At 70.6% G+C, this 12,177-nt stretch carries 11 protein-coding genes; 3 read left to right on the top strand and 8 right to left on the bottom strand.

The window, feature by feature from the left end; translation table 11 throughout:
• Positions 1 to 24: 24 nt before the first annotated feature.
• Complete coding sequence (locus tag HAV39_RS07040) at positions 25 to 435, top strand: MmcQ/YjbR family DNA-binding protein (RefSeq protein ID WP_191838352.1); 411 nt, start codon at positions 25 to 27, stop codon at positions 433 to 435.
• A 118-nt stretch (positions 436 to 553) separates the two neighbouring features.
• On the opposite strand, the gene HAV39_RS07035 is transcribed toward HAV39_RS07040, so the two are convergent.
• Positions 554 to 1,141, bottom strand: coding sequence for a dihydrofolate reductase family protein (locus HAV39_RS07035; protein WP_239120913.1), 588 nt, complete (start codon positions 1,139 to 1,141; stop codon positions 554 to 556).
• Positions 1,142 to 1,424: 283 nt separating this feature from the next.
• On the opposite strand from HAV39_RS07035, the gene HAV39_RS07030 reads away from it, so the two are divergent.
• The gene (locus tag HAV39_RS07030; protein WP_191838351.1) at positions 1,425 to 3,005 is read left to right on the top strand and encodes a golvesin C-terminal-like domain-containing protein; all 1,581 of its coding nucleotides are present in this window, start codon (positions 1,425 to 1,427) and stop codon (positions 3,003 to 3,005) included.
• A 99-nt stretch (positions 3,006 to 3,104) separates the two neighbouring features.
• Here HAV39_RS07030 and rox read toward each other — a convergent pair whose 3' ends face one another.
• The 7 genes from rox to HAV39_RS06995 form a co-directional block, all read right to left on the bottom strand.
• Entirely contained in the window at positions 3,105 to 4,661 is a 1,557-nt protein-coding gene (gene rox, locus HAV39_RS07025; RefSeq protein ID WP_191838350.1) for a rifampin monooxygenase, read from the bottom strand.
• Positions 4,662 to 4,971: 310 nt separating this feature from the next.
• Positions 4,972 to 5,733, bottom strand: a complete 762-nt coding sequence (locus tag HAV39_RS07020) for an alpha/beta hydrolase (RefSeq protein ID WP_191838349.1) — start codon at positions 5,731 to 5,733, stop codon at positions 4,972 to 4,974.
• Positions 5,734 to 5,787: 54 nt separating this feature from the next.
• Complete coding sequence (locus HAV39_RS07015; protein ID WP_203736633.1) at positions 5,788 to 6,717, bottom strand: aldo/keto reductase; 930 nt, start codon at positions 6,715 to 6,717, stop codon at positions 5,788 to 5,790.
• A gap of 176 nt (positions 6,718 to 6,893) precedes the next feature.
• Positions 6,894 to 7,277, bottom strand: a complete 384-nt coding sequence (locus HAV39_RS07010) for a RidA family protein (protein WP_203736634.1) — start codon at positions 7,275 to 7,277, stop codon at positions 6,894 to 6,896.
• A 78-nt stretch (positions 7,278 to 7,355) separates the two neighbouring features.
• Positions 7,356 to 8,897, bottom strand: a complete 1,542-nt coding sequence (locus HAV39_RS07005) for an alpha/beta hydrolase (RefSeq protein WP_191838347.1) — start codon at positions 8,895 to 8,897, stop codon at positions 7,356 to 7,358.
• 174 nt (positions 8,898 to 9,071) lie between these two features.
• Positions 9,072 to 9,644, bottom strand: a complete 573-nt coding sequence (locus tag HAV39_RS07000; protein WP_191838346.1) for a methyltransferase family protein — start codon at positions 9,642 to 9,644, stop codon at positions 9,072 to 9,074.
• A gap of 73 nt (positions 9,645 to 9,717) precedes the next feature.
• Entirely contained in the window at positions 9,718 to 10,119 is a 402-nt protein-coding gene (locus HAV39_RS06995) for a VOC family protein (RefSeq protein WP_191838345.1), read from the bottom strand.
• Between the two features lie 210 nt (positions 10,120 to 10,329).
• Here HAV39_RS06995 and HAV39_RS06990 point away from each other — a divergent pair, with 210 nt between their 5' ends.
• On the top strand, positions 10,330 to 12,132 hold the full coding sequence (locus tag HAV39_RS06990) for a galactose-binding domain-containing protein (protein WP_191838344.1): 1,803 nt from the start codon (positions 10,330 to 10,332) through the stop codon (positions 12,130 to 12,132).
• Positions 12,133 to 12,177 lie beyond the last annotated feature (45 nt).

Below are 12,177 nucleotides of genomic sequence, written 5' to 3'. Positions count from 1 at the left end.
ACCGGCAACGGTTACTGTCGGCCCATGTCCGGCCCTGGCGACGTACCACCCGAGATCCTGGACCGGCTGCGTGAGATCTGCCGACGGTTGCCCGACATGTACGAGGAACCGGCCTGGATCGGCGTCCGCTGGCGGATCCGCGCGCGGACCGTCGCGCACGTCTACACGCCGGACCCGGAACGTTTCCCGGTCTACGCCCAGCAGCTGATCGCCGGCGAGGCGCCCACCGTGATGACGTTCCGCGCACCCGTCGCCGACCTGATCAGCCTGACTACCAGCGGCTTCCCGTTCTTCCGCGCCCCCTGGGGCCACAACGTCGCCGCTGCCGTCCTCGGTGACCACACCGACTGGACCGAGATCGCCGAACTGATCACCGACAGCTACTGCGAGATGGCCCCGAAGTTCCTCGTCGCCCAGGTCGCTGCCCGACACTGATCCGATGGCCGGCTTGCTCGGCCTGCCGCCCCGCGGGCATCGCAGCGGGTGACGCCATGTTCCCGACGGTGGTGCCTGCCGTGCCGGTCTCAGCGAAACCGCCGTCATGCTGCGCGAATCAGCGCCGGACGCGGTAGCGGATATGTGTTGCCTGGGGCGTGTCGACGACCCGGACGATCTCCAGCTCGATGCGCGAGGGCAGCAGGTCGAACAGGCGGCGGCCGCCACCGAACAGCACCGGTATCTGGCTGATCTGCAACTCGTCCAGCACTCCGGCCTCCAGCGCCCGCTGGGCGGTGTAGGCGCCGTGCACCAGCACGAAGCGGTCGCCCGCGGCGGCCTTCGCCTGTGCCATCGCGCTGGCGACCCCATCAGCTACATACGTGACCAGGGGATAGTTGGCGACCGACGGGCCGGGAGGCCGATGGCTGGGCACGAAGATGGGGACCCCGTGATGATCGCCGCCCCAGTGGTCGACCTGTTCCACGGTGCGCCGGCCCGCCAGCACTGCGCCGAACGTCGCCAACTCGTCGAACAGTTCCCCGCCCGGGCCGGCGGGACGGACGAACTCCCCGTTCGCGTCGACGAACCAGTCATGCAGCCGCATGAAGCCGTCACCTCCGGGGTTGTCCGGCCCGTCATGCGGACCCGCGATGTACCCGTCGAGCGACATCGCCATGTAGAGCATCGACACTGATCCGGACATGTGAACCTCCGCTGTCCCGCGAATCGGACCGATGCCAACCTGTCACACCGTGCGCCAACGGCCGGTGTCCGGGTGACGGTGACCTCGGTGCCGCCTTGACGGTAGTCGGTGGGCCGCCTGGACGCAGGGACGGGAACGTGCGATGGCGATCGAGGTAGATATCTTTCTATCGCGGATCTATTTTGGTTGAATAGCTTCGGTCGATCCGCCAGGGGCACCCAGGCGCGAGATCTCTGCTGTCGCACGATGCCCGCCATCTCGACCCCTCCGACCGGGAGACGTCATGCGCCGACCAGCCGTTGCCGTCCTGCTCTCCGCACTGCTCACCCTCACCGGTGCCGGTGCGCTGCCCACCCCCGCCCTCGCCACCGCCGCCCGACCTCCTGCGACCAGCGCGTACACCATCGCCTCGGCGACAGGCGCCGGAACCCTCGCCGTCACCTCCCTCGCGCCCGGCCTGACCCTGACGAGCACCTCGATCAGCGGTCCGAACCAGGTCAACATCCTGACCGCCGACCTCGCCGAACCGACGCTCAAACCCCGATACCTCAACCCCGGCACCGTCGGTGCGACGGCCGCCCTGACCACGCAGGCCAACCGCGTCGGGGCGATAGCCGCGGTCAACGGCGACTTCTTCGACATCGGCGCGACCGGAGCGCCGCGCGGCATCGGCCTCGACAACGGCACACTCGTCAACGGCCCGGCTTCGGGCTGGAACGCCGTGGCAGCGCTCTATCCCGCCGGGGGCGGCACCCGCGGCGGCCTGGCCGAGATCTTCCTCGACGCGACGGTCACGCTGCCCGGCGGTGCCAGGCTCACGGCCACGAATCTCAACTCGCCGAACATCGCGGCGAACGGCATCGGCGTCTACAACCCGCTGTGGGGTGACCAACCGCGCAGCCAGGTCCTCGACGGAGCGACCCGCTCCCGCGAGATCGAGGTCACCGCGGGCAGGGTGACCAAGGTGAGCACCGCCCCGGGTGGCAAGGTGGCCAACGGAACCGTCGCCGTGCTCGGCGTGAACACCGGCGCCGACGCCCTGGCCGGTCTCGTGGTCGGCGACTCCGTCGCGGTGGGCCACGCCCCTCGCGGCGGCGACGGCGCGCAGGTCGCGATCGGTGGGAACCTCGTGCTGGTCAAGGACGGTGCGGTCACCGCGGTCGCGCACCCCAAGAACCCCCGGACCGCGGTCGGCTTCTCCGCCGACGGGCTGAAGATGTGGCTGGTGGTCGTGGACGGCCGCACCACCGCGAGCGTCGGCATGACGTATGTGGAGCTGGCGAACTACATGAAGTCCCTGGGCGCCGACGACGCGATCAACCTCGACGGCGGCGGTTCGAGCACCCTGGTGGCGCGCATGCCCGGCGCCACGTCGGTGTCGGTGCGCAACACCCCGTCCGACGGCGCGCAGCGCCCGGTGCCCAACGGCATCGGGTTCGTCTCCACGGCGCAGGCGTGGAGCGCGATCGTGGACAACACGACCGCGGGCCGGTTCTCGGCGAGCGCCAACTGGGGCACCTCGACCTACTCGGGGCAGCGGTACGGCGCCGACTACCGGTTCGCGGATCCGGTGCTGGCCAGCGACTCCGCCTGGTACAAAGTGAACATTCCGCAGGCCGCGGACTACGAGGTGTCCGTGTGGTATCCGGCCAATGCCGGCTACAACGACTCGACGCCGTACATCGTGGCCACCACCGGCGGAAACCAGACGGTCCGGGTGAACCAGCGCGTCAACGGTGGCCAGTGGGTCTCCCTCGGCGTGTTCCCGCTGGCCGCGGGTGATGCCAACGTCGTCGGCGTCAGCCGGTGGACCGCGGGCACCGGCTACGTGATCGCCGATGCGGTGCGGATCACCCGCGCCTGACCGCGCCTGCCTCCATTCGGCCCAGCCGCGGCGGCTGGGCATGGCGAAGACGCGCTGCGTGGGGCCGGTCCCGATCATGAGATCGGCCCCACGGGCGGGCTACGGTCGCTTCGGTACGGTGCCGAAGAGGCCCGTTCGCGCACGTGACTCGCCGTCGGCGGGCTTGCCGAACCAGCGGGCAAGGTGGTCGTCCAGTTCCTGCTGGTCGTCGCCGATCCAGGCGACATGGCCGTCGGGACGTAGCAGCACGCACGGAACATCCAGCGCCGCGGTGGGATCCCCGAGGTAGTCCACCCGGTCGGACCAGCCGCCGGCGGTCAGGCGTTCGGTGCGGTCCAGCAGCAGGCCTCGGCCACGATGCAGCAGACCGTAGAGGCGGCCCTGTTTCACGTCGATGTCGCGCAGGCGGCGGCCGAGCAGGTCGGGGCCTGTGCCGAAGTCGTAGCGGATGCCGATCGCGGTGATCTTCTCGATCAGGTGGCGGTTCACCTCGTCGAAGTCCATCAGTTCGGCGAGCAGCCTGCGCACGGCCTGCGGGCCCGGTTCGGCGGATGACAGCTGCACCTGGGCGCGGGTGTTGTCCAGCACGTCCGCGGCGACCGGATGACGTTCTGCCTGGTAGGTGTCCAGCAGTGTGTCCGGAGCCCAGCCACGGATCTGCGCGGCCAGTTTCCAGCCGAGGTTGAACGCGTCCTGAACACCGAGGTTGAGACCCTGCCCACCGGCGGGCGGATGGATGTGTGCCGCGTCGCCGGCCAGCAGCACCCGCCCGACCCGATAACGTTCGGCCAGCCGGGTGGCGTCGCCGAAGCGGGACAACCAGCGTGGGGAGTGCACACCGAAGTCGGTGCCGGCGATGGTGCGCAACTGCTGCTGGAAGTCATCGAGTGTCGGCGGTTCCGCGCGGTCGCCGACCCCCGTCGCGGGCATCATGACGCGATAGACCTCCTCGCCGAATGGTGCGAAGGTGAATGTCGGGTGGGTCTGGCGAATCTCGGCGACCTTGGCCGCGATCTCCTCCGGCGGCGCATCCGCTCTCATCTCGCCCATCAGCGTCTCGGTCCGCGAGGGCTCGCCGGGGAAGCCGACGCCGAGCAGCTTGCGCACCGTACTGCGCCCGCCGTCACAGCCGACGAGATAGCTCGCCCGCAGCTGTTGCCCGTCGGACAGCACGACGGTCACACCGTCGTCGTCCTGCTGGAGACCGGCCACCGCGCAGCCGTGCCGGACCTGCGCACCCAGTGTGATCGCATGTGCTTCGAGCAGGTGGACGATGACCGGCTGCGGGATGCCGAGCAGGTAGGCGTGCGCCGAATCCAGGTTCTCGGGCGCGGGTTTGTCGATGGCGGCGAAATAGGCGCCTGCCGGACGCCGTCTTCCGCGTTCGAGAATGCGCTCCAGCAGGCCGCGCATCGCCATCAGCTCGATACTGCGAATGTGCAGACCGACTATGCGGACGAACGATGCGGGCTCGGTCTCCTTCTCCAGGACGAGTACCCGTACGTCGTGCAGCCGCAGTTCGGCGGCCAGCATCGCGCCGGTCGGCCCGCACCCGGCGATGATCACGTCGAACGTGAGGGGAGCCCCGTCCCCGGTGGAGTCGCGCTCGGCCGTGCCGGTCGACGACGGCTCGGCGCGCAATGGCAGAGGGTGCATGGGTGTTGCCTTTCGGGAGTGCCTTGTCAGCGAGGCGCTCCCGGCGACACCTACGTCAATCGCCTGGCCGTGATGGGAAGGGGGAGCACCCACATCGATACAGCGTTCATGGGTCTCACCTCCTCAGGTGGTGTCACGGTCAGCTGCAAGGTACTCGGCCGACTGTCGTCTCGTCCAGTTCTGTCAGATGATCAGAACACCCGGAAGACCACGACGAACGGAGCGAGGGAGGCAGCCACGCACGCGAGCCAGAGCAGCGGGGGCTGCGACGGCCGCGACGCCATCATGGTCGCGGCCGCCGTCCGACCCGCTACGCGGGATCCGGGGCGTCGGCGGTGGCCGCCGGGTCGGTCAGGAACGCCATGACGGTGTCTTCGACGTCCCCGGTGAGCAGGGTCACGCCGTGGCTCACGCTGGAGCGGATGATCAGCTTCTTGTGCTTGGCGATCGACAGGTCGTGCAGCTCCTTGGCGTGATCGGCGAAGCTGCCGTCGAGATCGCCGGCGATCAGGATGGTCGGCACGTCGAGTTTCCTGACCGCGGTCAGCGCGTCGGCGTCGTAGACGGTGGGGGCGGACAGGGCGATCACCCCGTCGACCGGTGGGCTGGCGGCCGCTGCCGCCGCCAGGGCGATGGTGCCGCCGCGGGAGGCGCCGATGACGAAGACGCGCTTGGCTCCTGCTGCCCGCAGGTGCGCGATGCCGGCGCCGGCGACGTCGACGGCGTCGCGGGAGGTGATGTCCGGCGCGATGGCCCGGTAGCCGCGCTGCGCCAGGATCAGCGCGAACGCGTACCACTGGCAGGCGGTGCCGTCGACCTGGTGCAGCAGCATGACAGCGGTGTCGCCCGTGCCGACCTCGATCGCCGCCGTCATGTCCTGCTCGGCGTCGGTGATCGCGATTACCGGGCCGCGGTCGTCCAGGCAGTCGAGGTCGGCGGTGTCGATCACGCGCTGCCGGGCCGCCGCGGTCGGATCGAGCGGCGTCGGCGTCCCGCCCGAGCCGCATCCGGCGGCCGTGGCGAGCAGGACAGCGGCGACAAGGCCGCGGGTGGCGATCGTGATGGTTCTCATGCCACTGGGGACCGTCCAGACGACCCGTTGGGTGGGGCCGAGCACATCAAGACGTCATCGGGGGACCGGTGCGCGCTGCTCGATGAGGTTGCGCTGCTTCAGGTCGGCCCACAACGTGGTCGGGATCGGATGGTTGAACATGGCGATGTCGTCGTCGAGCTGCTGCGGCGACCTCGCGCCGACGAGCACCGTCGCCACGGCGGGGTGTCCCAGCGGGAACTGCAGCGCGGCCGCACGCACCGGGACGCCGTGCAGATCGCAAACGCGCCGGATCGCCTCAGCTCTCGCCCTGACATAGGCAGGCTGGTTCGGGGCGGTGGCTCCGGTGAGCAGGCCGGGATGCAGTGCACCCGCCGCCATCACGCCGAGGCCCCAGGCCGCACAGCGGGGTAGCAGCAGGTCGAGGCCCGACTGGTCCAGCAGGGTGTAACGGCCCGCGATGAGGAAGCAGTCGAATCCCGGGTCGTGCTGGTTGCCGCGCCGCCCGATCGTGGCGTACTCGGCGAGCAGGCCGACGTGGTCGGTGCTGGCGCTGATGGCGCCGACCGTGCCGGCGGCGCGCAGCTGGACGAGTGCCTTGTATCCGCCGCGCAGTGCCTCGTCGGCGCGGCGGACCGGGTCGTGCAGGTGCACGACGTCGAGCCGGTCGGTGCCCAGGCGCCGCATGCTCTGCTCCAGGCTGCGGTGGACGCCGTCGTAGGTGAAGTCGGACTGCAGGTCTTCGCCGGACGTGTCGGTCTCGCCGAGCCACAGGTAGGCGCTACCCGTGGCGACGTGCTGGCCCACCTTCGTGGTGAGGATGAAGTCGTCGCGAGGTCGGGTGGCGAGTGCCTGGCCGGTGTGGCGTTCGGCACTGCCGTCCCCGTACTGCGGGGCGGTGTCGAACAGGCGCAGGCCGCGTTGCCAGGCCCGGTCGATGACCGCGGTCGCGTGGTCCGGCAGGCCCGGCGCCAGCCGACCGACTGCGGCCAGGTTGAGCCCCATTCGTGTCACCTGAAGTCCGCTACGTCCGAGGTGCACTCGATGGTGATGGTTCATGCCGGGTCCTTCCGCCGCTGATGCAGTATGAGCGCGACCGGCAGTGGAGAATCAAGCAGGCCGCCGCAACGGCTGTTCGTCGCGGCGGCTATGGGTGTCGCCGGGTCGCCCGTCGGTCGGCGTCACCGACGCGGGAGATAGGCGATCGCCTCGACCTCGACCCGCAGGTCAGGATTGGCGAGCGCGGCCAGCACCGTCGACCGGGCGGGCAGCGGCTCCCCGAAGTACTCACGGTAGATCGCGTTGAACGGCGCGAACAGGGCGGCGTCGAGCAGGAAGGCGTTCACCTTGCACACGTCGCCGAGGTCGCCGCCCGCGGCGCGGCAGACCGCCCGGAGGTTGTCGAGGACCGTGCGGACCTCGGCGTCGAAGTCGCCGGTGACCGTGCTGCCGTCGGGACGTATCGCCACCTGGCCCGAGATGAACACGTAGTCGCCGGCGCGCGTGGCGTGCGACAGCGGCACCGGCAGGGACGCGATCTCATCGCTGTGGATCTTCTCGATCACCCGCTGAATCTAACATGTCGTGGTTGTCGGCTCCCGTGCCGTCATCGACTGGCGGCGATCAGCGCGGGCCGGGCTCGGTCAGGGCGTCTTGAACGGCGGAATGGTGATTTCGCTCAGGCAGGCGCGGTCGACGGGCCGGGTCGGGTCGTCGAAGAACGCGTTCATCATCGATCGCGCACAGGGCGACTGCGCGATCACGTCGTGCCCGGTCCCGGGGATGGCGATCGTCTCGGAGTTGCGCAGGCCCTTCGCCGCGACGTCCGCCCACCGGGCGGGCGTGACCCCGTCCATGGCGCCGCCCATGAGCAGGGCCGGCACGTCGCTGACGACCGGGGTGCGCTCGGCCGGCGTGGCGCTGCCGACGTCCCAGGCGGCACATTCGGCGGACATCCGGCCTGGCACCATGACCAGGCGGAGCACCTCGTCGGGGAACCCCGGCAGCACGGCCTTGCCCGCTGCGGCGACCTGCTCCGGGTCGGTCCACGACGCCATCTCGCGGCAGTACGCCCCGAAGGCCAGGCCGTATCCGGCCAGCCCGAACGGTGCGACTCGGGCGAGCCGGGCGGCTGCGGCCTCGCGGCCGTCGCCGTTGGCCGCCGTGTGGATCATGCTGGGTATCGTCGCGAACCCGGTCGGTCCCGTGTAGCTCTGGCCGGTCACCAGCCAGGCCAGGGTGTACCCGTCGATGTTGACCTCCACCGGCCTGCCCGCGGCGTCCTTCGTGGACACCACGAGCGGGGTCTGGTTGAGCCGGTTGACGGCCTCGGTGAACTCCTCCTTCAGCCGGGGGTAGGCGGCGGCGCACGCCGGCTGCTTCGCGCAGGCGTCGAAGATCGCCTGGTACATGCCGGCGGCGGCCGGCCAGCCCTCGGTGAAGAGGTTCTGGTTTATCGGCGAGACCGAGTCGAGCACCATGCTGCGGATGCCTTCCGGGTGGTCGCGCAGCAGGATCTGGGCCACGTTCGTGCCGTAGGACACGGAGTAGACGTTCCACTGCTCGATGCCCAACGCCCTGCGCAGGTCGGCGATGTCCGCCGCGTTCTCCACGGTGTTGTACGACGCGAGGTGGGCGCCGGTGGCCGCGAGCTTGTCGCGGCACGCCTTGACCGCGGCCAGGTTCTGCACACCGGTGGACGGGGCCGCGAACTTCAGGCCGAGCGCGGTGCCGTCGGCGAACGCGTCGTAGTCGGGGCAGGTGAGCTGCGGGTCGGAGTGGTAGTTGCCGCGCTGGGCGACGAAGTAGACGTCCCGGTCGGCGTTCATGCCCGCGCCCACCTCGCGCACCGCGTCCAGGAAGGCGACTCCGCCCGGACCGTGCGTCAGGAAGACGATCGGGTCCGGCTTCGGCGTCGCCGAGGCCGCCTTGGCGTGGGCGACCGCGACACGGATCATGCGCCCGTCGGGGCGGCTGCGGTCCTCGGGCACGGTCAGGAAGCCGCACGTGAACTCCGGCCCGAGGTCGGCGGCGGGGCCGATCTCGGGGATGTTCGGCTTCGGGCACGGCGCTGTCGCATAGGACGGCGACGGTTGGCTCGACGCGTTTGCGGCGACCGCGGGCGTGGTGGCGAGCACAGCCGCGGCCATCGCCGTGACCAGCGTCAGGCGGCGTGTTCGGTACATCTGCGGACTCCTCGTTCCCTCGGCCGAACTCGATATGATCGAGCTGTCTCGGTGGCCGAGGCCGCGGCGGGCGGTGCCGCGATCGGGCGGCCCGGAAACGTCCTCCTCGCTTGATGGTATTTCCCGCCGTGCCGCGCTGCAGCCACATGCGGACTTCCCGGCTCCGCGGGCCGGTCACCAGATGAACGGGATCAGCCGCTTGCGGGTGCTTGCGTACTGGCGATAGGCCGCCCCGAGGTCGCGCAGCAGTGCGCGCTCCTCGACCGTGATCCGGTAGAGCAGACCGCCGCCGGCCGCCACCGTCACCACAACCGCTGCCAGCCAGTTGGCGAGCTGCAAGCCGATACCCACGCTGATCAGCAGCAGCCCCGCGTAGCCGGGGTGCCGGACGAACCGGTAGGGCCCGGTGGTGATCACGGGCTGGTCGCCGCTGGTCTGCACGGTGAAGGTGAAGTACCGGCCGAGCGTCCGGATGCTCCAGATCCGCAGGAAGATGCCGAACCCCAGCAGGCCGAGCCCGATCGCGCCGAGCACCGCGCCATGCGGCACCGCCGTCGACGGCACCCACTTCGCGACCGCGGTCGCCGCGACGAAGCCGGTTCCGACGGCCAGCACCACCACCGCACGGCTGCCTCGATCGGCTCGGCTCGCGTCGGCGCGCACCACCCGTGACTGGCGCGCTTCCACGAGCGCCCAGACCACACCGAGGGCGATCAGTATCGCGCGGGCGACCCCCGACAGCTGCACCCGCCGACCTTACTGCGCACACCACGCGCAGGCCACGACCCGGACCGCAGCCCACGCGACCGGCAGCCGACGCTCATCCCTGACCGAGCCGGTCCAGCTCCTCGAAGATGGTCAGCTGCAACCCGGCCGGGCCCTGCAGGCGGGAGTTGAGCGAGTGCCACGGCGTGCGCACCGGCTCCGCGATCAGTTCGGCGCCGTTCGCGACCAGCGTGGCGGTGACCTCGGCCGCGTCGCCCACCTGCAACGCGACCCTGATGTGCCCGGCCACGCGGCGGCCCACCTCGACCTCGTCGATGTATGCGGCGTGCGGCGGGTCGGCCAGCTCCAGCGTCGCCCGCCCCGCGTCCAGGATGGTGACCCGGCCGCCGGGGGAGGTGAACGCGCCCAGCTCGTCCATGCCGAGCACGTCGCGGTAGAACCGCAGCGCCTGGTCGTAGTCGGGTGCCGTGACGACCAGCCGCAGCTCGCGAACCATGAGTTGTCTCCCTCGCTTGTGTCCGTCCAGGCCAACCCGCGAGCCGGGAGGTTTATGCCGGGACCATGAGCGCTTCGTGGGCAGGTATCGACGGGCTTGACAGAACTGCCGGGGCGGACGAACCTCGGCGGGAGAGCGCTCTCTGCACCATCGCGTCGCGGAAACAGCCCCTCCGCGCCGCGCATCCCGTCCGTCCAACAGGGAGTATTCATGCCAACGCTCGTGCGGTCCGCGGCTCGCCACCGCGCCCCCGCCCCTCTCCTCGCCGTCGCAGCCGCGCTCGTGGTGCTGCTGGCCGGCTACCTCGTGACCGTCACCGGGTCCGGCGCGCACGCCGCCGACCCGCTGATCACGCCCCACTGCGGCGCGTCCGCCTCGTCCGCCGAGAACGCGGGCACGCCCGCGAGCGCGGCGTTCGACGGCAACACCGGCACGCGCTGGTCGAGCGCGTTCAGCGACCCGCAGTGGCTCCAGGTCGACCTGTGCGCCACCGCCACCGTCAGCCAGGTCGTGCTCAACTGGGAGGCGGCCTCGGCGCGCGCCTTCCAGATCCAGCTGGCGAGTTCGGCCGCCGGGCCCTGGACCACGGTCTACAGCACCACCACCGGCCCCGGTGGCGTGCAGACCCTTGCCGTCGCCGGCACCGGCCGCTACCTGCGCCTGTACGCCACGGCCCGCAACACCGCCTACGGCTATTCACTGTGGGAGCTCGGGGTGTACGGCGTCGTCGGCGGCACCGGCGGCTGCGGCACGGCCAACGCCGCGCTGAACCGGCCCGCGACCGCGTCGTCGGCGGAGAACGCCGCCATGTCCGCTGCCGCGGCGTTCGACGGCAACACCGGCACCCGCTGGTCGAGCGCGTTCAGTGATCCGCAGTGGATCCAGGTCGACCTCGGCTCGGCCCAGCCGGTCTGCCAGGTGGTGCTGAACTGGGAGGCGGCCTCGGCGCGCGCGTTCCAGATCCAGGTGGCCGCCGCCACCTCCGGCCCGTGGACGAACCTCTACTCGACCACGACCGGCGCCGGCGGCACCCAGACGCTCAACGTCAACGGCACCGGCCGGTACGTACGTATGAACGGCACCGCCCGCAACACCGCCTACGGCTACTCGCTGTGGGAGTTCGCGGTGCGGCTCGGCAGCGGCGCGACCAGCCCCAGCCCGGTGCCGCCGAGCAGCTCGCCCTCACCGAACCCGGGCGGCTTCTGGGGCGACACCGGCACCATCCCGCCCGCGCAGAACGTGGTCATGCTCAAGATCCTCAACCGGACCAACGGGCGCTACCCGGACAGCCAGGTCTACTGGAGCTACAACGGCGTCGCCCGGTCCATCGCCGAGCAGCCGTACTTCGACATGCCGGTCAACACCGCCGGGCGCATGTACTTCTACCTCGGCTCGCCGACCGGCCAGTACTGGGACTTCATCGAGTTCACGGTCGGGCCGTCGCAGTTCAACGGCAACACCACCCGCGTGGACGCGTTCGGGCTCAAGCTCGCCATGCGGCTGGTCTCCAACAGCGGCTACGACGTCGCGGTCGGCGAGGACCAGGCCACGTTCGCCGAGGACCGGGCGGTCACGTTCCAGCGGTTCGTCGACGCCATGCCGGCCGAGTTCAAGCACCTCGGGCAGGTGCAGGCCCCGTACCGGATCCCGACGCCCGGTAGCGACCCGGCGTTCCGGACCGGCGGCCAGTACGCCAACTACCTGAGCGGGTATGCCGCGTCGGTCGGTGTCACGGCGAGCACCTCGGACATCACCGGGTGCGCGGGGGTGCTGGCCAACGACCCGGCCATGTGCTCGGCGCTCAACCGGCACGTGGCGCACCTGCCGCGGGCGCAGTGGTCCACGCCCAGCCTGTTCTACCAGGCCGCCCCGGCGAACTTCTACTCGAAGTTCTGGCACGACAACGCCATCAACAAGCTGTCGTACGGCTTCCCGTACGACGACTACGCCGACCAGTCCTCGTTCGTCTCCGCCGGCAACCCGAAGTACCTGCTCGTCGCGGTGGGCTGGTAAGTCTCCGCCCGGTCGTGGCTCCGCCGCACCTCGGCGGAGCCACGA

The organism is Catellatospora chokoriensis, from assembly GCF_011297315.1.
Lineage (GTDB): Bacteria > Actinomycetota > Actinomycetes > Mycobacteriales > Micromonosporaceae > Catellatospora > Catellatospora citrea.
This window is presented reverse-complemented; position numbering and strand designations above follow the sequence as displayed.

Bases quoted from the DNA above. Each gene is read 5' to 3' on its own strand.
- HAV39_RS07035 (WP_239120913.1), bottom strand. From the start codon at position 1,141: ATGTCCGGATCAGTGTCGATGCTCTACATGGCGATGTCGCTCGACGGG.
- rox (WP_191838350.1), bottom strand. From the start codon at position 4,661: ATGCACCCTCTGCCATTGCGCGCCGAGCCGTCGTCGACCGGCACGGCC.
- HAV39_RS07015 (WP_203736633.1), bottom strand. From the start codon at position 6,717: ATGGGGCTCAACCTGGCCGCAGTCGGTCGGCTGGCGCCGGGCCTGCCG.
- HAV39_RS07030 (WP_191838351.1), top strand. From the start codon at position 1,425: ATGCGCCGACCAGCCGTTGCCGTCCTGCTCTCCGCACTGCTCACCCTC.
- HAV39_RS07005 (WP_191838347.1), bottom strand. From the start codon at position 8,897: ATGTACCGAACACGCCGCCTGACGCTGGTCACGGCGATGGCCGCGGCT.
- HAV39_RS06990 (WP_191838344.1), top strand. From the start codon at position 10,330: ATGCCAACGCTCGTGCGGTCCGCGGCTCGCCACCGCGCCCCCGCCCCT.
- HAV39_RS07040 (WP_191838352.1), top strand. From the start codon at position 25: ATGTCCGGCCCTGGCGACGTACCACCCGAGATCCTGGACCGGCTGCGT.
- HAV39_RS07020 (WP_191838349.1), bottom strand. From the start codon at position 5,733: ATGAGAACCATCACGATCGCCACCCGCGGCCTTGTCGCCGCTGTCCTG.
- HAV39_RS06995 (WP_191838345.1), bottom strand. From the start codon at position 10,119: ATGGTTCGCGAGCTGCGGCTGGTCGTCACGGCACCCGACTACGACCAG.